General features: G+C 34.5%; 24 protein-coding genes. 14 read left to right on the top strand and 10 right to left on the bottom strand.

Annotation, left to right across the window (positions count from 1 at the left end; all coding sequences use genetic code 11):
• Nucleotides 1–14 precede the first annotated feature (14 nt).
• Nucleotides 15–2714, bottom strand: a complete 2700-nt coding sequence (locus BFU36_RS03835) for a DEAD/DEAH box helicase (protein ID WP_069282354.1) — start codon at nucleotides 2712–2714, stop codon at nucleotides 15–17.
• 38 nt (nucleotides 2715–2752) lie between these two features.
• Here BFU36_RS03835 and BFU36_RS03830 point away from each other — a divergent pair, with 38 nt between their 5' ends.
• The 3 genes from BFU36_RS03830 to BFU36_RS03820 are packed head-to-tail and all read left to right on the top strand — an operon-like array spanning nucleotide 2753 to nucleotide 5560.
• Complete coding sequence (locus BFU36_RS03830) at nucleotides 2753–4483, top strand: helicase HerA domain-containing protein (protein ID WP_069282353.1); 1731 nt, start codon at nucleotides 2753–2755, stop codon at nucleotides 4481–4483.
• A gap of 13 nt (nucleotides 4484–4496) precedes the next feature.
• Nucleotides 4497–4808, top strand: coding sequence for an RNA polymerase subunit Rpo13 (locus BFU36_RS03825; protein WP_156770053.1), 312 nt, complete (start codon nucleotides 4497–4499; stop codon nucleotides 4806–4808).
• Nucleotides 4809–4810: 2 nt separating this feature from the next.
• Nucleotides 4811–5560, top strand: coding sequence for a DNA polymerase sliding clamp (locus tag BFU36_RS03820; protein ID WP_069282351.1), 750 nt, complete (start codon nucleotides 4811–4813; stop codon nucleotides 5558–5560).
• On the opposite strand, the gene BFU36_RS03815 is transcribed toward BFU36_RS03820, so the two are convergent.
• Genes BFU36_RS03815 through BFU36_RS03795 form a run of 5 tightly spaced genes read right to left on the bottom strand, consistent with a single transcriptional unit; the run spans nucleotide 5527 to nucleotide 8887 of the window.
• Nucleotides 5527–6651 carry an amidohydrolase family protein gene (locus BFU36_RS03815; RefSeq protein ID WP_069282350.1) on the bottom strand — a complete coding sequence of 375 codons (1125 nt, stop codon included), beginning with the start codon at nucleotides 6649–6651 and terminating at the stop codon, nucleotides 5527–5529. The two genes, BFU36_RS03820 and BFU36_RS03815, sit on opposite strands and share 34 nt — an antisense overlap.
• A complete protein-coding gene (locus BFU36_RS03810) occupies nucleotides 6630–7322 on the bottom strand; it encodes a GTP cyclohydrolase IIa (RefSeq protein ID WP_069282349.1) in 693 nt (230 codons plus the stop codon). The genes BFU36_RS03815 and BFU36_RS03810 overlap by 22 nt, the downstream gene beginning before the upstream one ends.
• Nucleotides 7319–7783, bottom strand: coding sequence for a 6,7-dimethyl-8-ribityllumazine synthase (ribH, locus tag BFU36_RS03805; RefSeq protein ID WP_069282348.1), 465 nt, complete (start codon nucleotides 7781–7783; stop codon nucleotides 7319–7321). The genes BFU36_RS03810 and ribH overlap by 4 nt, the downstream gene beginning before the upstream one ends.
• A complete protein-coding gene (ribC, locus tag BFU36_RS03800) occupies nucleotides 7764–8228 on the bottom strand; it encodes a riboflavin synthase (RefSeq protein WP_069282347.1) in 465 nt (154 codons plus the stop codon). Before ribC ends, ribH begins: the two co-directional genes overlap by 20 nt.
• The gene (locus BFU36_RS03795) at nucleotides 8225–8887 is read right to left on the bottom strand and encodes a 3,4-dihydroxy-2-butanone-4-phosphate synthase (protein WP_069282346.1); all 663 of its coding nucleotides are present in this window, start codon (nucleotides 8885–8887) and stop codon (nucleotides 8225–8227) included. The genes ribC and BFU36_RS03795 overlap by 4 nt, the downstream gene beginning before the upstream one ends.
• 347 nt (nucleotides 8888–9234) lie before the next feature.
• On the opposite strand from BFU36_RS03795, the gene BFU36_RS03790 reads away from it, so the two are divergent.
• Nucleotides 9235–9996 (top strand): DUF2208 family protein, encoded by a 762-nt coding sequence (locus BFU36_RS03790; RefSeq protein ID WP_069282345.1) that lies wholly within the window; start codon nucleotides 9235–9237, stop codon nucleotides 9994–9996.
• Here BFU36_RS03790 and BFU36_RS03785 read toward each other — a convergent pair.
• On the bottom strand, nucleotides 9968–11278 hold the full coding sequence (locus BFU36_RS03785) for a cobyrinate a,c-diamide synthase (protein WP_069284575.1): 1311 nt from the start codon (nucleotides 11276–11278) through the stop codon (nucleotides 9968–9970). The genes BFU36_RS03790 and BFU36_RS03785 overlap by 29 nt on opposite strands.
• 106 nt (nucleotides 11279–11384) lie before the next feature.
• On the opposite strand from BFU36_RS03785, the gene pcn reads away from it, so the two are divergent.
• Genes pcn through BFU36_RS03765 form a run of 4 tightly spaced genes read left to right on the top strand, consistent with a single transcriptional unit; the run spans nucleotide 11385 to nucleotide 14588 of the window.
• Nucleotides 11385–12122: a proliferating cell nuclear antigen (pcna) gene (pcn, locus tag BFU36_RS03780; protein WP_069282344.1), complete on the top strand. Its 738-nt coding sequence runs from the start codon at nucleotides 11385–11387 to the stop codon at nucleotides 12120–12122.
• Complete coding sequence (locus tag BFU36_RS03775) at nucleotides 12122–13117, top strand: 5-methyltetrahydropteroyltriglutamate--homocysteine methyltransferase (protein WP_069282343.1); 996 nt, start codon at nucleotides 12122–12124, stop codon at nucleotides 13115–13117. Before pcn ends, BFU36_RS03775 begins: the two co-directional genes overlap by 1 nt.
• Complete coding sequence (locus BFU36_RS03770) at nucleotides 13114–14106, top strand: methionine synthase (RefSeq protein WP_069282342.1); 993 nt, start codon at nucleotides 13114–13116, stop codon at nucleotides 14104–14106. Before BFU36_RS03775 ends, BFU36_RS03770 begins: the two co-directional genes overlap by 4 nt.
• Nucleotides 14107–14129: 23 nt before the next feature.
• Entirely contained in the window at nucleotides 14130–14588 is a 459-nt protein-coding gene (locus BFU36_RS03765; protein WP_069282341.1) for a 30S ribosomal protein S15, read from the top strand.
• On the opposite strand, the gene BFU36_RS03760 is transcribed toward BFU36_RS03765, so the two are convergent.
• A complete protein-coding gene (locus tag BFU36_RS03760) occupies nucleotides 14585–14968 on the bottom strand; it encodes a CbiX/SirB N-terminal domain-containing protein (RefSeq protein ID WP_069282340.1) in 384 nt (127 codons plus the stop codon). The two genes, BFU36_RS03765 and BFU36_RS03760, sit on opposite strands and share 4 nt — an antisense overlap.
• Before the next feature lie 77 nt (nucleotides 14969–15045).
• Here BFU36_RS03760 and BFU36_RS03755 point away from each other — a divergent pair, with 77 nt between their 5' ends.
• The 6 genes from BFU36_RS03755 to BFU36_RS03730 are packed head-to-tail and all read left to right on the top strand — an operon-like array spanning nucleotide 15046 to nucleotide 18589.
• Entirely contained in the window at nucleotides 15046–15687 is a 642-nt protein-coding gene (locus tag BFU36_RS03755; protein ID WP_069282339.1) for a 30S ribosomal protein S6e, read from the top strand.
• 8 nt (nucleotides 15688–15695) lie between these two features.
• Nucleotides 15696–16937 carry a translation initiation factor IF-2 subunit gamma gene (locus BFU36_RS03750; RefSeq protein ID WP_069282338.1) on the top strand — a complete coding sequence of 414 codons (1242 nt, stop codon included), beginning with the start codon at nucleotides 15696–15698 and terminating at the stop codon, nucleotides 16935–16937.
• The gene (locus BFU36_RS03745) at nucleotides 16922–17341 is read left to right on the top strand and encodes a PIN domain-containing protein (protein WP_069282337.1); all 420 of its coding nucleotides are present in this window, start codon (nucleotides 16922–16924) and stop codon (nucleotides 17339–17341) included. The genes BFU36_RS03750 and BFU36_RS03745 overlap by 16 nt, the downstream gene beginning before the upstream one ends.
• Nucleotides 17342–17344: 3 nt before the next feature.
• Nucleotides 17345–17881, top strand: coding sequence for a DNA-directed RNA polymerase (locus BFU36_RS03740; protein ID WP_069282336.1), 537 nt, complete (start codon nucleotides 17345–17347; stop codon nucleotides 17879–17881).
• A 7-nt stretch (nucleotides 17882–17888) separates the two neighbouring features.
• On the top strand, nucleotides 17889–18089 hold the full coding sequence (gene spt4, locus BFU36_RS03735; protein ID WP_069282335.1) for a transcription elongation factor subunit Spt4: 201 nt from the start codon (nucleotides 17889–17891) through the stop codon (nucleotides 18087–18089).
• Nucleotides 18062–18589 carry a GTP-dependent dephospho-CoA kinase family protein gene (locus BFU36_RS03730; protein WP_069282334.1) on the top strand — a complete coding sequence of 176 codons (528 nt, stop codon included), beginning with the start codon at nucleotides 18062–18064 and terminating at the stop codon, nucleotides 18587–18589. The genes spt4 and BFU36_RS03730 overlap by 28 nt, the downstream gene beginning before the upstream one ends.
• Nucleotides 18590–18643: 54 nt before the next feature.
• Here BFU36_RS03730 and BFU36_RS03725 read toward each other — a convergent pair whose 3' ends face one another.
• Both BFU36_RS03725 and BFU36_RS03720 read right to left on the bottom strand, forming a co-directional pair.
• A complete protein-coding gene (locus BFU36_RS03725) occupies nucleotides 18644–19891 on the bottom strand; it encodes a 2,3-bisphosphoglycerate-independent phosphoglycerate mutase (protein WP_069282333.1) in 1248 nt (415 codons plus the stop codon).
• Complete coding sequence (locus BFU36_RS03720) at nucleotides 19888–22128, bottom strand: CDC48 family AAA ATPase (RefSeq protein ID WP_069282332.1); 2241 nt, start codon at nucleotides 22126–22128, stop codon at nucleotides 19888–19890. Before BFU36_RS03720 ends, BFU36_RS03725 begins: the two co-directional genes overlap by 4 nt.
• Nucleotides 22129–22136: the final 8 nt, after the last annotated feature.

The following is a 22136-nucleotide window of genomic DNA, read 5'->3' as shown; positions in this document are numbered from 1 at the left end:
GGTTAAATATAAGATTAGTGCCAGTACTGCTTTGTTCTTAAGAACCTTTTTTCCTCCTCCATAATTGCTAAATAAAACTTGTCCTCTCCCTCAGATAATTTACTTAGCACCCTTCCTAAGTTGCTTGGACCTATGCCATTGGCAGATAAAGCTATGAAAGCGTGTTTACCATATGAAGAGAAAAGTGATGCTATAGTCTTTAAGTCCTCCAACTTCCTTTTCTCGTTTCCTTTTAACCTCTTTCCTAGCATTGCATCTCTTATTATTCTCTCTGCGTCTTTATCATCTGGACTTGTTGCCGTAAGAAATATTGAATTGCATTTAGGACATTTGTCTGGAGTATTAACTACAGTGTGTTTTGAACTCCAGCCACATACTAGGCAAATCACCTTGATTTCCTTGTTGATTAATTTTCTTTTATAGACTTCAATTACTAATGGAGCGTCATCATTTGTATTATAACTCATTAGTTTGTCAAGAAATTCTCTCGCTAGAGGAGATGGTTCAATTACCTCTACTATTTTCCAAGAATATTTCTTGATTTCGTTTATTACTTCCACGTCATGGTTTTTAACTAAAAGTTCATTAACTGCCTCTTCCCCGACCAATGTATTTGTGTAAGCTTTTAGTATGGGAGAAGTTATTTGAATGTTCTTTTTATCAAAGTCTACCATTCCGAATCTCTCAATTTCTACCAATAATTTCCACTTGAACTGTGGGCTTTCCTTAATTCCTTGCTTTAGAATTTCCAAAAGCTCATTTATGTTGAAGGAATTGATTTTTTCTATTACCCTTTGGATATCGTATCTGTTTATTGGGAGAATTGACGCTACTGCTATATGATAAGGATCTGCTCTAAAGGAAGTTTTAACGCTCTTTTCACTGGATAACAAGACTGAGAAAATAGTTCCTAGAGTGTTGTTACCCCTAGAGCCGAAGGGTGAGTGTAAGACTATTAAGTCATTACCTATTATTTCTACTACTATCTCATCTGACCTAGGAAGAGGATATCCTCTGCTCTTATGCTTATCGATAACGTTTATCACGTTTTCATCATCATCTTCAGCTCGAATGTACTCAAATACTTTCTTAGCCACTTCTTTCTCCACTGGAATGGATTCTCCGAACCAACTAGGCAAAATTCCAGATTTTAGTTCAGCCCTTTCAACGAATATCCTATCGTCTTCTATACTTACCACTTTCCACAATCTACCGCTTAATATGAATATGCTTTCACTATCCAGTGTTGCCACAAATTCCTCATCTAAAACTCCTAATTTTGTGTTAGTTGAGTAGTCTATTACGATGTAGCTTCTCAACGAGTCTGGTATCATATTAACGTTATAGTAATATTTCCATATTCTAGGACCCGGAATCACCTTATTTTCTTTTCTCCTTATTATCCTAGCTGATTCCATTAAATCCAATACCTCATTGAACTTTTCCTCCGTTAGCTTTTCGAAATAGAATGAACTTCTTAATACATTTAATATTTCCTTTGGATCACTATACCCTTCCAACACCATTCCTGCTATTTCATGAGATGCAACGTCAAGCGGGTTATCTTCTATTAGTGGTTTCTCTAAGTATCCTTCATGAAATGAGTCTATTATTGCCTTACATTCTAAGATATCGAATATATCATCAGAGGGGATGATTATTCCTTTAGAGGTTTTTTCTATGGAGTGTCCAGCTCTTCCTACTCTTTGGACTAGTCTAATCACTTGTCTGGGAGACATATACTGTATTACCAGGTTTATCCTTCCAATATCTATTCCTAGTTCTAGGCTAGAGGTAGCTATTATTGCGTCGATATTTCCTTTTTTAAACTCGTTTTCTGCTTGTATTCTCACTTCCTTTGAGAGGGATCCGTGATGTGTTCCAACTTTTAAGCCTAACTTGGATAACTGATTTGATAAGAATTCACTGGTTTCTCTAGTATTTGTAAAAACTAGGACTGGTTTGTTACCCTCTATTATTTTCTTAAGCTCTACAATTCTAGATACTGTTTCTGGTTTCAATCCCAGTTTTAGCGTTAACTCTTGATCTCTTTCTCTTGGGATGACTATACCTATTTCCATATTTTTCATTGCATCTACTTTTGCAACCTCTACTTCATAACTGAGATACTTTTTTGCAACCTCTACGTCACCAATTGTTGCGGATATTCCAATAAATTGTATCCTATTTTTGGATAATCTTTTAATTCTCTGTAGGAGAACTGAAAGCTCAATACCTCTTTTTTCATCTAGCATTTCTTGTAATTCGTCTATTATTATCCATTTTAAGTTACTAAAATATTCTCTAAATTTGTTATTTAAAATTAAGTAAAGTAGAGTTTCTGGTGTGGTAATTAGTAGGTCAGGTGGGTTTTCAATTATTTGTTTTCTTTCTGATGTTGAAGAATCCCCATGTCTTATTTTGACGGTTATTTCAAACGCTTCACCTAATTTCTCTAATCTGGCTTGTAAGTCTCTATTAAGTGCCCTTAGAGGGGTTATGTATAAGGCTGATATCTTCTCTGGTCTATCCTTAAATATTTTATAATAGATTGGTATTATTGAAGCTTCAGTTTTACCAAAGCCAGTCGGGGCTATAATTAATACGTTTTTCCCTGACAATATTTTTGGTATTGCGATTTTCTGTATCGGGGTTAATTCGTTATATCCAAGTTTCTTCAGTCTTACCAGGAATTCATTAGTTATGTTTATCATTCTCGCAAGTATTAAGTATTACAAGAGGATATTTATAGATGTATGAGTATAGGCATGTAATTGCAAACGTGATCTTAATCTCACTAATTATGATGTTATATGTATCCTTAAGTAGTATGGTTATACCTATTGCAACTCCGGGTAGTTTTACTTCATTCCTCGATTCTTCACTACTTAATTCGTTTTCATTATTTATACTTTCATTGGTTTTAATTTCTGTGTCTTCAGTTATATTTGCTCTAATGTTTTCTTCGATAATCATTGCAATATTATATTACATAACTCTTTTTGCTTTTGCCTCAATAGTTTACAACAATTTCGTAACTTTTTCTACATTATTGGATTTGTCTCCGTATTATTTTGGGATATTGGCAATAGTCGGTATAATACTTGGATTAACTAGAAGATCATTTCCGGATGAGGTAGTATTGAATTTGAGCAGGATAAAGATCAGTATAAATAGAAAAAAAGTAGTCATTGGGGTGATTGTTCTATTAATATCTCTTTTTATCTTCTACTTTATAAGTAATAATTTGTTATTACTTATTGGTAGTATAGTAGGCTATTCTCTCTATTTAACTATCTGTGAGGAGAATGAATTTCCTCTGATCCTGCTTTCGTGGTTTTCAATACCATATATGATCACACACTCTATTAGATTCGAGACAGATTCCGAAGGAATAGAATTGGGTAAGGTTGAGGGAGTGTTATCTCCTACCTTAACTAATAGGTTCTCTCAGACGAAATATGGTTGGAAGAAGGTTTCTGGTGTCAAGTTTAATCTAAACCTTGCAAAATCCAAAAATTATAATATAGTTATAATTGGTACTAGCGGATCTGGTAAATCTTCCTTAGCAAAACTGTTACTTGAGAAGACAAACTTAAGTTATTTAGTCTTTGATCTCCATGGAGAGTATAACATTAATAATGCGAACAAGATTGATATGTCAAGGTATTCTTTAAATCCCCTTTCATTAAACGGTTCATCACCTAGGCAAAGGTCTTTAGAAATATCTTATATGTTGAAATCTTTGTTTAAATTAGGTAGTTTACAAACTATTGACATTTTCAATATCATAATGGAGACTTATGCTGAGAAAGGAGTTGATGAGAATAATCCTAATACGTGGAATTCTAAGCCGCCTACTTTTCATGATGTTTTGATAACTATGGAGAGGAAGAAGAAGCTAGTTGAGACATCTCAAGATGTTTCTCGAATTCAATCTATTGAGCCTTATATTCAATTCTTATCTAATCAAATGCTGAATGGTAACAGTATTGACATGGATTACGTATTTGATAATAATATAATTCTAGATCTTTCTAAAGTTCCAACAGATGAGCTCAAGTACATTTTGATTGAGACTATCTTGAGGGATTTTAGGAGTTATTTGTATAAGAGAGGTCAGTCAGCTTTGTGGAAATTCGTGGTAATTGACGAAGCTCCTTTTATATTAAGTAAGGAGACTGGCTTAGAGGTAGTGGAAAGACTTTTTGCTGAAGTAAGGAAGTTCGGTGTAGGCATAATTTTAATCTCACAATTGATCGATCATATAGAAAATATATTACAAAATTCAGATCATATATTTATATTTAATGTTATAGAACCAAAAGAATTAGAGTATTTGAGCAGGACTTTGGGTGGGGGTGACCAAGATAAGTATAGGGCTATTTATCAAGCAATTCAATACTTAGATAGAGCTCATGTCGTTACAGTAACAAGTGAATACAGAGATATACTTTTAGTTAAGCTTAATTCTTTAAAATAATTTGGTTATTAGTATGCCAGAGGACGAGAACGAAGATGAGTATCGAGAGGAGAGTAGTGCGGGAGAGGGAGAGGAGAAAGTCGAAGAAGAAAGTGAAGAGTTACCTAAGCTCTCGATTAAAGATATAGAATTACTTATGAAAAATACCCAAATTTGGGATGATTTATTAAATGGTAAAATCAGTGTGGATGAGGCTAAGCTAAATTTTGATCAAATCTTTAAAGAATATGAGGGTGGGGATTCTAAGAAGAAAACAAAGAGAGTACCAGCTAAAAAGGTTAAGAAACCAAAAAAGAAAGTTAAAAAAGAGGATGAGGAGAGTTAATTATGTTTAAAGTTGTTTACCCTAATGCAAAAGATTTCTTTTCTTTCATTAGTGCAGTAGCTAAGGTAAGTGATATAGTGACTTTAAATCTCTCAGAAGATGGCGTATTTTCGAGACATTTGACTGAAGATAAGACATTAATGGCTTTAGCTAAAATACCAAAGGATGTTCTTTCGGATTATAGTATAGAAAAACCGCTTTCAGTTAAATTAGACATAACTTCTGTTAAGAAGATATTATCTAAGGCTAAATCTAAAAAAGCTACTATAGAAATTGATGAAACTGAAAGTGGTATAAAGATTGTCATAAAAGATGAGAAAAGTGGGACTAAGAGTAATATATACCTTAAAGTTGAAAAAGGTGATGTTGAGCAAATTAATGAACCTAAGGTTAACTTGTCAGCCAGTTTTACAACCGATGATAAGGTCCTTGATATAATCGCTGGAGATCTTTCATTAATAGGAGAGGAGATGAAGATTTCAGCATATGAAGATAGAATTGAAATAGAGATCGATGAACAAGGTAAAAAGTATTTTGCTATTTTGACCAAAGATAAGTCCCTTAAGGATATCTCGGTGGAGAGTTCTGCTTCAGCTTCCTATAGTGTTGAGATGTTTAAGAATGCAGTGGCAGCTTTAAGAGGATTTTCCGCACCCATAACAGTTAGTTTTGGGAACAATTTACCTATAAGGCTAAGCGTTGATGTCCCTTCAGGAGGTCAAATGACGTTCTGGATAGCTCCTAGAGCATAAATTATTTTATTCCCTCTTTTTATAATTCCCATATATTTGTTATTTGAAGTTAAAATTCCAGATTTTTCTCCTTCAACAACCATTAATGATGCTATGTTCCCTTCTTCTATCCAACCATTTATGCCTAAAAACCTGTATGCGTTAGTAGTTACTGCCTTTAGGACATGTAATGAGTAATCACTGAGAGGATCTTGAAGCCTTGTTAATAGTAAGAAAGTTTCCATTTCTTTCCATAAGTTAGGATCTAATACTCCACCATTATCAGTTCCTAAAAGGACATTGATTTCTGCTCTTAGTGAATTGACAACTTTAGGTACTCCTACTGAAAACCAGAGATTACTTCTAGGACATATCACTAAGGAAATTTTTCGTTCTTTTAATATCTCCATCTCCTCTTCGCTTAAATGTGTTCCATGGATTATGAGGTTGGGGTTATACTCTTTTATTGCTGATTCAAGATCATTTCTTAGCCATTGTCTTAAGGTTTCTGAAATATGTATGGCTCTAATTTTATCTTTAAAAACGTCTTTTATCAGAGGATTTATATCTGATGTGCTAGATAGTCCGTAACCATCTACGATTTCGTGGAGAACTTTCAGATTCCCATTATTTATTTCATTGTTTTCTAATCTTCCTAAAATATAGTACAATACTCCTTGTCTCTTTAACTCAGACTTAGCTTGATTAGCGATTTTACTTCCTATTAGACCTTGTTCTCTAAAGTCTAAAATTACATGTGAACCAAAGTCCTTCGCTCTTTGAGCGAATTTTATTATTGAATTTTTTATTTCTTTTTCGGAATGATTACTTAAGCATTTATATTTTATACTATTAGGATCTCCCACGACTTCTTTTATTGGCTTATTGTATCCCATTTCTTGGCATATGAAATCAGCAGAATGCACGTGAGAATTAACTAATGTAGGTAGAACAATACCATTCTTAAAAGTTATTCCCTCAGAAGAAAACCCGTTCCCTATGTGTTGAATTATACCGTTTTCTACTTCTATATTTATATTCTCCCTTAGTTCCAATTCCTCTCCAATTAGCCCTAATCTTACGTTTATTATTATTCCTTCTTTATTTTCCATTTCTCTGACCTATCTTTCCTTATATCATCTAAGGCTGAGGTAGCTAATTTTATAGCATTTCTAGCATTTTTACTGATACCTATCCCGACCTTTAGTCCTTCTAAACTGTCTATTTTTTCAGTAACCTTATATATTACGTTGTCAGAAACGAAGCCTAGGAAATTATCTCCACCTAAATATTGGGTAATTCCTCCTATACTGTACAAAAACTTAATTAGTAAACTATATACGTCCATAATTTCAATGAAGGATTCATATATTGAAATTTTCCTTAAGCGCTCAGTGTTGTGATTTATATCGAAGTGTAATGCGGTAACATGATCATCATGGTAATTATAATTGTCCCCATGATCATTAGGAATACATCTTGATGCATTCTGTTGTGCTTCTAAAGGCGTATTGCCAGATCCTAGGCAAGTGCTAACTCTTAAAGGAATTTGGTCATTGATATCCTTAACCATTTGAGATATTTGCTCTGGAGTAAGACTGTTAACTATTATTAGGAAGTTATCATATCTAAGTTGCAATGGAAATGCGTAATACTCAGAGGAAATTTCATGTATAGTTCTCATTATTTCATTTTGTGTTTTTTGTATTATCCATTCTCTATCTTCACCTAAGCCTTCAGTCCATTCTCTGTAATCCACTAGTTTGACGGCTAAAATTTTCAATCCAATATCACCATTTCAGATACCTTTTCTAATTCATCTAGCCGTTTTAATCTCAAAGCTAGCTTGACCGCAGCTTCTACAGCTCTATTTGTATATTCCTCTATTCTCTCTACTGCTTGTTCGTGTGTTGCACCAGGTCCTATTATACCTAAAGTTACAGGTTTTCCATATTCTACTGATAAGTCAGTTAACTTTCTCGCAGTCTGACTAGCTACTATTTCATCGTGTTTAGTTTCTCCCTTTATAACTGCACCTAAAGCTACTACTGCGTCTATGTAATCTTTTTCAAGTAATTTCTTTACGGCTAATGGCATATCGTAAGTTCCAGGTACTTTTACTACTACCCTAGCTTCTGCGTTAAGGAATTTAGCGTGAGATATCGCTCTCTGTAGCATTAAGTAGGTTATGTCATAATTAAATTCTGCTACTACTATACCTAATCTAATCAATCTCTCCTGCATCTCTATACCCCTGCCTTAAACCTTTTCCTGCGAAAGGAGTTAATGCGTTTTTTCCATCTCTTACTAATTTAACTAGGTTTCTAGCGTGTTTAGTTGCCCTATCGATAGCGATTTCCTTTAACTTTTCTTCATCCTCAGCTTCGTCCTCATGAACAGTTACATCAATCACGTGCTTAGAAGTTAATATTTGTACGAATATTAACCCTATACTAGCAGCCAAATAACTATACTTGTCTAGCATTGTCTTACCAACCCATCCTAACGTTATTACTCCATCACATCCTTCATCAATTAGGCGTTTTGCAGCAACTGGTAGGTCTTTTATCCCGGGCACAGTATATCTGACTATCTGACTATCATCGTCTTCACTTTGAATTACCTTGTACGCTATACTTCCCATATCTACTCTCGAAAAGGTAGTATCTGCAACTCCATATTTTCTCATATTAACACCTCTTTAAGGATTTCCTTTCCCTCTATAAAGAGGAAACCTAAACTATCTGCAATCTTTTTAGCTTTCTCCTTGTTCATACTATATTTCTCATCTAACATCTCCGCTAATACTGCACTTCTCTCTAACCCTAATTTATCCAGTAATGTAATAGTTAACTCTGTATGCCCTCTTCTTTGGGACAAGTTTCTAGCTATTAGTATTGGCACGTGTCCTGGGGATATAAAGTTTGAATAAAACTCTTGTTTTGCTTCATTAGGATTATTTTTAATTAATGATATTACCTTATGTAACTCACTTATTGTGACATATCTATCGTAATCTGAAATACCTGTTTTAGTAGTTATATGATTCACCCATAAGGAGAATGCTGGGAAATCCCCGTAAGATTGCTTTTTGACTAAGCTATAATAAAGAGGGTGTTTTGCTAGGTAATCTGCCATAAATTCCAGATTTAAAGTTCTAGCTTCTTGGTAAGATGTTGCATAACAAATTAGACCTCCAGCTTCTTTTCTAAGTACATATATACTTTTCCACGATATTGCTCCTGCGTAGAATATCATATCAGTTTCTTCCTCTCTTCCATCAAAGTCGTAGATCAAGATTGGCATCCCGCTCTCGAGATCTTTTCGTATTTCTGATAGATTGAACATATCGTTAGTAAACTATTATTGAAAGTATATAAGAGTATTTACTTAAAAAAGAGTACATATTTTAACACAATATTTAGAAATATACGCTATGGCGTTTTAATGGAAATATGATTGAAATTTCTTTCATTATAAATCAAATAAATGTTGGAAAAATTGTGATAGGTGGAGGAGATCTCTTTCATATAGATTCCATCTGGTTAATTCCATATCAGTATCGTTAATAAATTCTGTTTAAAGGATGTTAGAATAAAGGGTAAGATTCTAAAATGTGTCATTTTAGTCTAATGAGATAAGTTAAAACGTTGATACAACAGAAATATAAGTCTAAATGTTTATTTTATTAACAAATGTCAAGCTCTGCTTATAATCCGTTTAACTGGAAGTTCATTTTGCTATCTCAAGTAATGATGATATTGTTTTCGCTTGTGCTAAGCTTTTTCCCAAAATACTTCATAGAATTCTATATACTTTACATTATTGTATATTTGGGAATAACATCAGTAATTGTTATGAGATCCAATCCTCTACTGCGAGAAAGAAGATCTTTAGGCGAAATAACTGCAGCTAGGACTCTGTACGAAGAGAAGAAAGCAACTGATTTAATCAACAAGGATGAGGATTACCTAAAGGAGACCACTGAGGTGATGAAGAAGAACATGTCTTCATTAGGAATAATGTTCTTATATCTAATAATTCTGATAATACTATATAATTACGTGATAATCAAGTTCGTAACTTCTATCTCGGATACGTTGTATAGGTTTGGTTTTTACGTATTATATTTTGAATTACTTTATGGTGTAAGTTTCTTAATGAACAGAAGAGTTTTGAGGTTCCAAACTAATATTCCTATGGCTCCCACTTCGTATAAGATAACTGAAAAAGGGGTAATAGCTACTGATAGGTCTGGATTATTTTTGCCAGCCAAATACTTGTTAAACGCTCAAATATCCCCAAATAGAGATAAAAAATATGTTGAAATTAAATCCTCAGACTCTAAGTTCCCATTCCATGTTAGGTTATATTCACCGGATATTGATAAGATAACGGAATTAATAGAAAGAGTGAAGAAAATTGAACTTAAAAAACAATCTCCCTCTGAAAGTTAGAGAAGTGAAGATGGGAATAACTAGCAATCGTATTATGAATCCTTACTCCATCAAACCCGTTAAATAAGCCCCTTCCAATCTTAACTTTGAATGTGAAAGTTCTTTCATTAACAGATAATGGCTTAGACACGTGAAATTCATGACCTCTAACTATAGTATCCTTTGGGACCAAGAAGTTGTCAGAAATGGATTCCAATTCAGTATAGCCTATTGTAAGCTTATCTTTTGTTTTTATGTCTATATCAAAAACTCCAACCATTTTGTATTTATTGTCATTTTCATCTATTAAATTATTTGACAGATACATTAGTCCACCACACTCAGCGTATATCTTAATTCCGTCATAAGATAGTCTCTTAAGCCAAGCCTTTGTATTACTAGAGTTCTCTAGTTCTCTTAGATGCAACTCAGGATAACCTCCACCAATGTAAACTGCATCTACATCGCTTACAGTTTCATTGTTTAATGGACTGAAAAATTCCAATTCATATTTCTTCTTTAAAATATCAAGATTCTCAGCATAGTAAAAACTGAAGGCAGAATCATACGCTATTGCTAATTTCTGTTTGGGTTCAGTGTTTCTGGAATCTCTGTCTGCTACTCCAAAGTTTAATTCTTCGTCATCTATGATTTCTAACATTTTATCCAAATCTATGTATTGTTGAACCATTTCCCCTATTCTTCCTATAATTTCGCTAACTTCTTTATTATCCTCTATTGTTAAGAGTCCCAAATGTCTTGATTTTACCTCAAGGGATTTGTCATAAGGTATATATCCTAAAACTTCCACATCATCTTCAATAGCCCTCTTGCAATAATTATAGTGAGTTTGTGATCCAATTTTGTTAAAGATTACCCCTTTTACGTCCACATCTTTTCTATAAAGTTTAAGCCCTTTCACGATTGCTCCAACAGTACTACTTATATTAGAACAATTTATCACTAAGATTATTGGCGTTTTAGTAACCTTGGCTAACTCATAGGTACTGAAAGATGTCTCAATTCCATCATACAATCCCATCACTCCTTCTATTACTCCAACATCAAAGCCCTTCATGTATTTAGACAAACTCTTTTTAACGTTCTCTTCTCCCATCATCCATAAGTCTAAATTAATTGAGGGATACCCAGTGGCTATTTTATGGTAACCTGGATCTATGAAGTCCGGTCCAGCTTTGAAACCTCTAACTTTCATTTTTTTAGAGAGTGCTCTCATTATTCCCGAGGCTATTAACGTTTTTCCGGAGTTACTTCTGTCCGAGGCTATTAAAATCCTTTTCACAGAAGTCATTTCTGATCAGAATAAATTAAGCTTTATGTATCATTAATTAAATTGAAAGTTAATAACGCTTTAAATGTTTCTATAATGAAGTTAAAGATAGGTTGTTATGAGAGTTGTTTACGGTGATGTAAGGGATTTCAAAACCATAGTTACTGCTTTAGCCAAGTTAGTAGATGAAGCAGCATTAAAATTTAAGCAAGATGGTGTTGAGCTAGTAGCATTAGATAGAGCTCACATATCGCTAATCACAATAACTTTACCGAAAGATATGTTTAAAGAATATGATGTTAGTGAGGACTTTAGATTTGGTTTTAATACTCAGTATTTACTAAAGGTATTAAAGGTAGCTAAGAGGAAGGAAGCTGTAGAGATATTTAGTGACTCTCCCGACCTAGTTAAGATATCTATTATTGGAAGTACGAACAGGGAGTTTTATATAAGAAATCTAGAAATAGCTGAACAACAAATACCGGATATAAACTTACAATTTGATATAAGTTCTACTATCAGTTCAAAAGGTTTTAAGTCTGCAATAGAAGAAGTCTCAGCTATTACCGATACTGTGATAATAGAAGGTCATGAAGATAGTATTGTCGTTAAGGCTGAGGGTGAAAATAAAGTTGAGGTTGAATTTACTAGAGATACTGGTGGTTTGCAAGATATAGAGTTCAGCAATGAAGCAACGGGCTCATATTCGGCAGAGTATCTAAATGATATACTAGAGTTAACTAAACTATCAGATTTTATGAGACTATCCTTTTCTAGCCAGAAACCTTTACAGTTATCATTTAATATGGAAGGGGGCGGGAAAGTTAATTATCTCCTTGCACCTAAAGTTAGCTAATGCAGTTCAAAAAAGCCTTAGTGGGAAGTTTTCCTAAAAATCCAAAGTTAGGAAAGGCTATATCATGGTATAATATGAATAAAATAGACGAGGAAAAGCTAAACAAGTATTTAAAAGAGGCTATGATGAATTTATTTAAATTAGCTAATGAAATTGAACTAAACTACGTAACTAATGGGCTCTTCAGATGGGACGATCTAGTTGATACGTCGTTTGGGTTCGTTAAAGGAGCTGAGAAAGGAGCTTTACAAAGATTTCTTGATAATAACTTCTATTACAGACAGCCCGTAATTAAGGGAAAAATTGAGTTTGCAGGAGATGACAACAAATTCATTAAAGACCTAAGGTTTTCTAAGGAAGTTAAAGAAGAAGTGGGATTAAAGTCAAAGCTTAAAGCTGTAATACTAGGTCCAGTCTCATATTATCTTTTATCAGTTGACGAATATTACAAAAATCCCGTTGATGCAATTACGGATTATTCTTTAGTTGTCAATTCTTTATTAAAGAACATATCAGATGTAGTTGAGGTCGTGGAGATTCATGAGCCAATGCTATTAAAGAAGGGAGTAGGTAATGAAATTTTAGAAAAAGTCCCAGAAGTTTATAGGTCAATGCTTAGTGGAGTAGGTTTAGAAAAGCATTTGATAACTTATTTTGAAATAGAGAATCCTAAGAGATTAGATACTATCTTTTCTCTACCGGTAGACTATTACGGCATAGATGTAGTTGATAATTTGAAGAAGTTAGGCAAAGTTTATCCGTACTTCTCAGGCAAGAAAGTGTATTTAGGAGTGTTAGATTCCAGAAATACTAAGATGGAGAGACTAATTACGATAAGAAGATTTTTACATTCGGCTGAGGAAAATAAAGCGTCAGATGTGATAATTGGAAACACTTCGTTACTAGATTTTATTCCAGAAGTAGTTGCGATAAGAAAACTAAAACTTTTAAAGAATCTAGATAAGGTTTTGACAAAGATGGTGAGAGCTAAATGAGTGAACTACCCATATTGCCTACAACCGTGATAGGCAGTTATCCGAGACCTAAATGGTTAAAAGAAGCGATAAGGCTGAATAAGGCTGGTAAAATAAGCACTGAGGATCTTAATGAAGCGTTTAATGATGCTGTGATAACTGTCTTAAATGATCATAAAAAGGCTGGCATTGATGTGCCAACTGACGGTGAGGTTAGAAGAGACGAGATGGTTGAGTTTTTTGCCGAAAGGATAAAGGGATTTAGATTTTATGGACCAGTAAGAGTATGGGGGACTGCGTATTATAGGAAACCATCCGTAGTGGGTAAGCTAGAATATAACATGCCGATGCTAGTTGATGAGTTTAACTTTGCAAAATCTGTGTCCTATACTGAAAACATAAAGGTAACGATCACTGGTCCATATACTATTGCTGAGTGGTCATATAATGAGTATTATAAGAACAAAAGGGATCTGGCTTTCGATTTGGCTAAAATAATAAATCAAGAAATAAGAAATTTGGTGGACGCGGGATTAAAAATAGTCCAAATAGATGAGCCAGCTTTACATACTAGAAAGGAGGATGTGGAATGGGGTATTGAAGCTGTTAATGAGGCAGTAAAAGGGATTAATGCTAAACTAGTGATGCACATATGTTATGGTGATTATAAGTTGGTTGCACCATATTTGAATGAAATAAAGGTTGATCAAATAAATTTTGCATTAAAAATATATGATTACAAACCTTTGAAATTATTTAAGAAATATGAGTATAATAAAGAGATAGGTGTTGGAGTGATAGACGTTCATAATAGAAGAGTAGAAACCCCTGAGGAAGTCGCTAAGGATATATTAAACGTATTAAACTACTTCCCACCAGATAAGGTTTGGATAAATCCAGACTGCGGGCTAAAGCTTCTTTCCAGAAAAGTAGCATATCAGAAGTTGGTATCTATGGTTGAAGGAACTAAAATCGCAAGAGAAGAACTTAAAAAGAAAGGTATAATTTAATATATTAGTCAAGGTGCTAGTGAATGAATAAAAGAAGAGCAAGAGGGAGATCGCATTCAATTAGACCAGCAAGGGCTGGATCGCCAAAATGGATAAGGTTCACTAGAGAGGAAGTTGAGATGCTAGTAGAGGAATTAGCCAAGAAGGGATATTCTCCTTCAATGATAGGTGTTATACTTAGGGATCAGTATGGTATTCCATTAGTTAAGCAAGTCACCGGTAAAAAACTAACTAAAATTCTTGAAGAGAGGAATCTTAAGTCTACAATACCAGAAGATCTATTTAACTTAATAAGAAAAGCTGTAAATATTAGAAGGCATTTAAATGAGTTCCCAAGAGATAAAACCGCTAAGAAGGGCTTAGAAGAAGTTGAATCTAAAATCAGAAGGCTAGTAAGGTATTATAAAAGTATTAAAAAATTACCAATCGACTGGGCATACGATCCAACTAAAGCTGAACTACTTGTAGCAGGAGCATCTTAGTCAGTTTTTAATAAAGATTCTTTTATTCTTCTTACTAAAACTTCTCCTATTTTCTCGTCAAAGCCTAATGGGTCAGCTATTGTAACTTTTATCTTCTTTCCCATATACTCAATGTCCTTCTCATTATCTAAACCTAGAAGCTTCGGTATATCTCGCTTAAAGTGCATTCCAGTAGCAAAAAGTAAAGGAACGACAATTATTTGATCAGCTCCTTTATTTAGTAGACTATCTAATGCTTCCTTTAGTGTTGGAGTATTAAATTCAATGAAGCCATATTCTACTAGATTGAAATACTTAGACAGATATTCAGCATATTTAATACCAACTTCCTTCCAATCCGGTAATTTACTCCCGTGCAAGACTAATAAAACTCCTAACATTATTCCACGATGATTAATGGTAACGCGATTTTATATATTTGTTTTCAGTTATACCACTAAAAAGGTGACACTAACTTATGCCAGACTTCAAGATAGTAATTTCAGACCCTCAAACTAAGGAGCCCAAAAGGGCTAAGATTAAGGTTAAGGCTTCAGATCAAGTTAAGTCTATAGCTGGAGAGAAAGAGGGAAAAGCTCTGCCTCTTGCTAAAATGAGTGAGAAGACGAAACAAGCCTTAAATGCTGATATGCTAGTAACCTTGGAAATAGAAAAACAAGAGGGAGATAAGAAGGTTAAGGTAAAGGGTCATTTTAAGATAGAGTTAGATAATAGTGTTCCAGAAAACGAAGTTTGGATAAGTAAAACCATGTCTGAAAAGTTTGGTTTGGATGAATTTGAAGCATTAGCGTATAGGACTAAATCAGTTCAAATAAGTATTGATCAAAACAAGGCTTCCTCACTAATAGGTTCTAAAATTGGTGATGTTATAGATGGTTCATTAGTAGGCATTCCAGCTAAGTTGAAGATAACTGGTGGATCTGATAATTCTGGTTTCGCTATGAGGTTTGACGTAACGGGTAGTGCTAAAAGGAAGATATTATTAAGTGGTCCACCAGGATTTTACCCAGAGGAAGATGGTCAGCGTAGGAGAAGAACGGTTAGGGGTAATATGATTAGTCAAGATGTGGTACAAGTTAATACGATTATTATAAGGTGAAATGGTTTTTGGTTTGGCCTAAAGTTCAACCTGAAGTGAATATAGGAGTTGTTGGTCATGTAGATCATGGTAAAACTACGTTAGTCCAAGCTATAACCGGAGTATGGACCTCTAAACATTCTGAAGAACTTAAGAGGGGAATGACAATAAAGTTAGGCTATGCCGAGACTAGTATAGGTTTATGCAAAAGTTGTAGGAAACCTGAGGCTTATGTAACTGAACCATCTTGTAAATCTTGTGGATCTGATGAAGAACCGGAGTTTTTAAGGAGGGTGTCGTTTATTGATGCTCCAGGTCATGAAGTTCTAATGGCAACTATGCTTTCCGGAGCTGCTTTAATGGATGGGGCTATTTTAGTAGTAGCAGCTAATGAACCTTTTCCTCAGCCACAGACTAGAGAGCATTTCGTTGCGTTAGGAATAATTGGTACTAAGAACCTAATTATAGTTCAAAATAAAGTGGATGTAGTATCAAGAGAGGAAGCATTAAAACAATACAAGGACATACAGAATTTTATAAAAGGTACCTGGGCAGAGGGCTCTCCCATAATACCTGTCAGTGCTCTGCATAAATTAAATGTTGACTACTTATTGCAAACTATAGAGGAGAGAATAAAGACTCCTTATAGAGATTTATCCCAACAACCCGTAATGTTAGTTATAAGGAGTTTTGACATTAATAAGCCTGGTACCTCGTTTGAAGACTTGAAAGGTGGTGTGATAGGAGGAAGTATAATTCAAGGTATGTTTAAAATAGATCAAGAAATAAAGATTGTTCCAGGTTTGAGGGTAGAAAGTCAAGGGAAGGTAAGTTATGAGCCTATTTACACTAAGGTTTCGTCGATAAGATTTGGGGATGAGGAGTTCAATGAGGCTAAGCCCGGTGGACTAGTGGCTATAGGAACTTACTTAGATCCTTCATTAACTAAGGCGGATAGTTTGCTTGGAAACGTTGTAACCTCAGCTAATTCTAAGATAGATGTTCTTTGGGATTTCAGAATGAAATATAATCTATTGGAGAGAGTTGTTGGTGTAAAGGAATTGTTAAAGGTTGATCCTATAAGACCTAAGGAGACTCTAATGTTATCTGTTGGATCTTCCACTACTCTCGGAGTGGTTACACATGTAAAATCTGATGAGATTGAAGTTAGCTTAAGGAGACCTGTTGCCGTTTGGTCTAAAGGAGTTAGAGTTGTAATTAGTAGACAGATTGGTGGAAGGTGGAGAATGATAGGATGGGGAATTATATAATTAAGGTTTTGATAGATACAAATATTTTGTTATATATATACGATGGTTTGGATCCTTTTACTAAAATTATAGAATTGTTAGAATATAAACCTACTTTTTATATTCATTCAAATGTCTTAAAAGAATTGGATATATTGGAAGAAAGAAATAAAAAAGGATTTATTATTCCAACAAGAGTTAGAATAGCCAGAAAATATTTGGATACATATAAAAACATGTGGAATTTAATTAGGGATTATGAAGAATTGCCTACAGATGACGCTCTTATTAGGACTGCCCTTAAACATGATATGTTTATTTTTACTAATGACAAAAAATTAAAAAACATTTCTATTAAAAAAGGTGTAGGAGTATTATATCTACAAGGTAGGAGTAAAATTATAAAATCCTTATATTTTATCTAACGTATGTATAAACTTATTAAAGCACGTAGTGTGGTTAGGATTCCGCCAAGTGAATTCGGTAAGCCTTTGGAAGAGGTCTCGATAAATGAGCTAAGACAACAATACCAAGAGAAATTAATTAAAGATTTAGGATTAGTACTAGCTATTTTGGACATTAAGGTAAATGAGGAAGGAGTTTTAGTATTTGGAGATGGGGCTACATATCATGAAGTTGAATTTAATATGCTCACATATGTTCCAGTTCCTCAAGAAGTAGTGGAAGGAGAAGTTGTTCAAGTTGACAACTATGGTGTTTTCGTTAATTTAGGTCCAGTTGACGGATTAGTGCACATATCTCAGATAACTGACGATAATCTTAAATTTGATAATACAAGGGGGGTCATTTTTGCAGAAAAATCCAAAAAGGTCATACAGAAGGGAGATAAAGTAAGGGCAAGAGTAATTAGCATTGCCTCAGCTACTTCTTCAAGATTACCTAGAATAGCTTTAACGATGAGACAACCTTACTTAGGAAAATTAGAGTGGATTAAAAAGCAGTGATGTTTAAATGGCCAGGAAATCTTTATTCAAGGCTTGTAAAAATTGTAAGGCTTTGGTTAATCCAGATGATTCTGTATGTCCAATTTGTGGATCTACTAACTTTAGTGATGATTGGGATGGTATTATAATAGTTATTGACGAAAATTCGGAAATCTCTAATATAGCAGAGGTAAAGAAACCTTGGAGATACGCGATAATAGTGAAATAGAATTATGCTTTACATTTGATGATGTGAATCTAAGGAGAGAACTTTCTAGACCATATGGTATTTTATTTGTAAATAATAATTTATTTCTAAATTTTTTGAAAGAATTCCGCAATAGAAAGATAATAACTGTAGGTGATTATGTAAGTGCTTTTTTAGAAACTAATAGTATTCTCCCCTACCTAGAAATTGTTGATGGAAAGACTAGGAGAAAGATTGGAGTAGAAAGTAAATGGAAGATAAAATACAAGATAAAGAATGAAGCTGGTGTCATAAGACTATCTACATTTGATACTATTCGAGAAGCTTTGTCAAATGGTGGAATTATTTTAGTAGAAGGAGAAGAGGACTTACTCGTAATGCCAGTTATCATGTACTCTGAATTAGGAAGTTTTATAATATATGGACAGCCTGGTGTAGGTGCAGTGGTTATCATAAACAATGAAGTGATTAGATGGAGAACTTTAGATCTATTGAATAAAGCTTACGTGAAAAAATGTTAGATTTGTCAGACCTGCGCAGGCTCTTCATCTATCTGCCCTTTCGAGCCTCATCATCTATGCTCCATACTTTTCTGCTCTATTAGAGTAGTTAAGCAAAATATTTAAAACATCTAGTCCCCTTATTCTTAAACTACCTTTTCTAACCTCTTTCTCATTGAAATCATTTACACTATCATAAACTATAGGATAAGGAACATATATCATTATGGGTACGGGATCACCAGTATGTTCTTTGAACTCGACTGGAGTAGTGTGATCTCCAGTAAAGGCTAACACCAAGCTATCTCTTCCCACTTTGTCCACTATTTTACCTATTACACTATCAATTCTTTCTATTGCCTTTACTTTCTCTTCTATTAATCCATCATGAGATGCAGCGTCAGTAGCTTTTATGTGTAAGAAAACGAAATCATAATCCTTGAGCAAGTCAATTGTAGCATTAGCCTTAGCATTATAATCAGTATCTATCCCACCAGTTGCACCAGGGGGCGTAACTACATTCATGCCTAATTCTTTGCAGATTCCCTTAATTAATGCCGTAGCTGAAACCGCTGCAGCTTTTAAGCCAGTGTAACTTTCCAACTTAGGTAGCTTAATGTAGTAAGATGGTCCTCTTAATAAGATGATATTAGCTGGTTTTTCTCCTCTGTCTATTCTCTTCTTGTTTATTTCAGAGTCATTAAGTACTTCGTAAATTTTTCTAGTTAACTTATTTACTATCTCTGCTGTTCTAAGAGATTTGAAATCGTTATCCAATGGCCTACTTTGAAATAATTTTAGCCCTTCTTGATGAGGGTCAGTGTCAGAAATTTTATCACTTAACTCCTTTCCAGATAAAACTACTGCAACTCTGTGTTCAGTTCCTTTGTAAAATTTAATTCTAATTCCGTCTATTTCTTTTATTTTTTCATTAAGTTCTTTAACTAATTCCTCTCCTTCTTCTATTTTTCTACCAGCTCTTCTATCGGTCACTATTAGATCATTGTTTACTGTAGCGAAATTTCCCCTGAAAGCTACATCTCCATCATTAAGTTCTGCTCCTGCTCCTAATGCCTCAAATGCTCCTCTTCCTCTATAATACTTGTGAGGATCTAGTCCGAAAATCGAGAGATGTGAAGTATCACTACCAGCTATAACACCGGGTGAAATTGGATCCATTAAACCTACTATGGAATTCTTTAATAGCTCTTTGATGTTAGGTTTATTAGCAGCTTCCAATGGGGTTAATCCATTTAATTTATTAACTGGTCTATCACCTAAGCCATCAGCAATTACTAGAACTAGTTTATACTCTTTTTTCATCCTAAAACTACCCTCTTCAAATCTTTAGCCATATTTTCATATCTCATTATATCGGCCTTAGTTAAACTAGCCCCTACAAATTTCATAGTCTCCAGAAAATCTTGTAGCTTAATCTTTATTATAGATCTATCCATACAACTTTTAACTGTCTTATCTACGCATTCTTGTGAGTCCTTACATTCCCTTTTAGCTTGATCTATACATTGGTAATAGTTCTGTCTTAATACCCTCATAGTAGTCTCTCTTACCAGTGCTTCAATGTCTGCTCCAGTATAACCTTCTGTCTTTTTAGCTAACTCTTCAAGATTTACGTCTTCATCTAAGGGTAGGTTTTTAGTATATATTTTTATAATCTCTAATCTAGCCTTCTCGTCTGGTGGGGGAACGTAAATTAATCTATCAAATCTCCCTGGTCTTAATAAGGCTGGATCTAAGATATCAGGTCTGTTAGTAGCTGCAATCACTACGACTCTATTTAATGATTGTATTCCATCCATTTCTGACAATAGCTGATTTACTATTCTTTCAGTAACTCCAGAATCATGAGTAAAGCCTCTCATCGGGGCAATTGAATCAATTTCGTCAAAGAACACAACACAAGGAGCTGTTTGCCTCGCTCTTCTGAAGATCTCTCTTACTGCCTTTTCACTTTCACCTACCCATTTAGATAGTATTTCTGGTCCTCTAACTGCTATGAAGTTAGCCCCACTTTCTGTGGCAACTGCCTTAGCTAACATAGTCTTACCAGTCCCCGGAGGTCCAAATAGTAAAATACCCTTAGGAGGTCTTATAGATAGTCTTTCAAACATTTCTGGGAACTTTAATGGCCACTCTACAGCTTCTCTCAATTGTTGTTTTACATCCTCTAATCCTCCTATATCCTGCCATCTAACTTTAGGTACCTCCACGTATACTTCTCTCAATAGAGTAGGTTGAATGAATTTCATAGCATTTACGAAGTCCTGCATAGTTACCTTAAGTTCCTTCAGTGCATCAACTGGTATCTGCTGCTGTTCAAGATTAATTTTATTCTCGTTTATGAATCTTCTTAGTGCGTTCATTGCTGCTTCTCTAGCTAATGCTGCTAAATCGGCTCCAGTATATCCGTGAGTCTGTTCAGCTATTTTATCTAAGTTTACATCATCAGCTAATGGCATATTTCTAGTATGGACTTGCAAAATCTCCTTTCTAGCCTTATCATCAGGAGGTCTTATTTCAATTTCTCTATCAAATCTCCCCGGTCTTCTCAATGCAGGATCTACTGCATCAGGTCTGTTAGTAGCTCCTATCACTATTACTTTTCCTCTCCCCTTTATACCATCCATTAAAGTTAGCAATTGGGCTACAACTCTTTTCTCTACCTCACCTGTTACTTCTTCTCTCTTAGGTGCTATGGCATCTATCTCATCGATGAATATTATTGCTGGGGAATTCTTTTCAGCTTCTTCAAATATTTCTCTTAGTCTTTGTTCGCTTTCACCATAAAATTTACTCATTATTTCAGGTCCATTTATTGAAGTAAAGTACGCTCCTATCTCATTAGCTAAGGCTCTTGCAAGTAATGTTTTTCCTACGCCAGGTGGTCCATAAAGTAGTATGCCTTTAGGTGGTTCTATACCTAAATGCTGGAAAATTTCAGGGTGTCTCATAGGTAATTCGACAATTTCTCTGATTTTCTCTTTTACATCCTCTAGGTCTCCAATGTCTTCCCATGTCACTTTTGGAAATGCAGCGACTTCTTTCGCTGGCTCCTCTTTTATCTCTAATGAAGTTCTTCCAGTAACCCTTATAGAATTAGATGGCTGCGTAGATACTACCACGAAATCTATTGATCCTATATAAGTTGGTACTGAGATAGTTTCTCCCCTAGTTAAAGGTTTATCCATTAATAGGTCTTTAACGTATTCGACAAAACTTTGGCTAAAGGATATGGGTTGAGTAGGGGCTAAAACTACTTTAGTCCCATCTTGAACTTGTGCTTTTCTAACTACTACTTCATCTCCTATTCCAACACCTACAGATTTCCTGATGTAACCGTCAATTCTAATTTCATTTTCGTATATTCCATCTCCAATCAAAGCTTGAGCTAAAGCACTTCCATTTGGTCCAACGATCTCAATGTAATCTCCATTTTCAATGTTTAATTTTTTCATTGTATATTCACTAACTCTGGCAACTTTCCTACCCACGTCTCTTTGCCTAGCTTCTGTTACTTTAAGTTTTAACTGTTGGGACATCTTAGTAG

This window comes from Sulfolobus sp. A20, from assembly GCF_001719125.1.
GTDB lineage: Archaea > Thermoproteota > Thermoprotei_A > Sulfolobales > Sulfolobaceae > Saccharolobus.
The sequence above is the reverse complement of the archived record's forward strand: the minus strand, read 5'-3'. Positions and strand labels throughout refer to the sequence as shown.

Coding starts and splice junctions, on each gene's coding strand:
- BFU36_RS03835 (WP_069282354.1), bottom strand. CDS start 2,714: ATGATAAACATAACTAATGAATTCCTGGTAAGACTGAAGAAACTTGGA.
- BFU36_RS03830 (WP_069282353.1), top strand. CDS start 2,753: ATGTATGAGTATAGGCATGTAATTGCAAACGTGATCTTAATCTCACTA.
- BFU36_RS03825 (WP_156770053.1), top strand. CDS start 4,497: ATGCCAGAGGACGAGAACGAAGATGAGTATCGAGAGGAGAGTAGTGCG.
- BFU36_RS03820 (WP_069282351.1), top strand. CDS start 4,811: ATGTTTAAAGTTGTTTACCCTAATGCAAAAGATTTCTTTTCTTTCATT.
- BFU36_RS03815 (WP_069282350.1), bottom strand. CDS start 6,651: ATGGAAAATAAAGAAGGAATAATAATAAACGTAAGATTAGGGCTAATT.
- ribH (WP_069282348.1), bottom strand. CDS start 7,783: ATGCAGGAGAGATTGATTAGATTAGGTATAGTAGTAGCAGAATTTAAT.
- ribC (WP_069282347.1), bottom strand. CDS start 8,228: ATGAGAAAATATGGAGTTGCAGATACTACCTTTTCGAGAGTAGATATG.
- BFU36_RS03795 (WP_069282346.1), bottom strand. CDS start 8,887: ATGTTCAATCTATCAGAAATACGAAAAGATCTCGAGAGCGGGATGCCA.
- BFU36_RS03790 (WP_069282345.1), top strand. CDS start 9,235: ATGTCAAGCTCTGCTTATAATCCGTTTAACTGGAAGTTCATTTTGCTA.
- pcn (WP_069282344.1), top strand. CDS start 11,385: ATGAGAGTTGTTTACGGTGATGTAAGGGATTTCAAAACCATAGTTACT.
- BFU36_RS03775 (WP_069282343.1), top strand. CDS start 12,122: ATGCAGTTCAAAAAAGCCTTAGTGGGAAGTTTTCCTAAAAATCCAAAG.
- BFU36_RS03770 (WP_069282342.1), top strand. CDS start 13,114: ATGAGTGAACTACCCATATTGCCTACAACCGTGATAGGCAGTTATCCG.
- BFU36_RS03765 (WP_069282341.1), top strand. CDS start 14,130: ATGAATAAAAGAAGAGCAAGAGGGAGATCGCATTCAATTAGACCAGCA.
- BFU36_RS03760 (WP_069282340.1), bottom strand. CDS start 14,968: ATGTTAGGAGTTTTATTAGTCTTGCACGGGAGTAAATTACCGGATTGG.
- BFU36_RS03755 (WP_069282339.1), top strand. CDS start 15,046: ATGCCAGACTTCAAGATAGTAATTTCAGACCCTCAAACTAAGGAGCCC.
- BFU36_RS03745 (WP_069282337.1), top strand. CDS start 16,922: ATGGGGAATTATATAATTAAGGTTTTGATAGATACAAATATTTTGTTA.
- BFU36_RS03740 (WP_069282336.1), top strand. CDS start 17,345: ATGTATAAACTTATTAAAGCACGTAGTGTGGTTAGGATTCCGCCAAGT.
- spt4 (WP_069282335.1), top strand. CDS start 17,889: ATGGCCAGGAAATCTTTATTCAAGGCTTGTAAAAATTGTAAGGCTTTG.
- BFU36_RS03725 (WP_069282333.1), bottom strand. CDS start 19,891: ATGAAAAAAGAGTATAAACTAGTTCTAGTAATTGCTGATGGCTTAGGT.
- BFU36_RS03720 (WP_069282332.1), bottom strand. CDS start 22,128: ATGTCCCAACAGTTAAAACTTAAAGTAACAGAAGCTAGGCAAAGAGAC.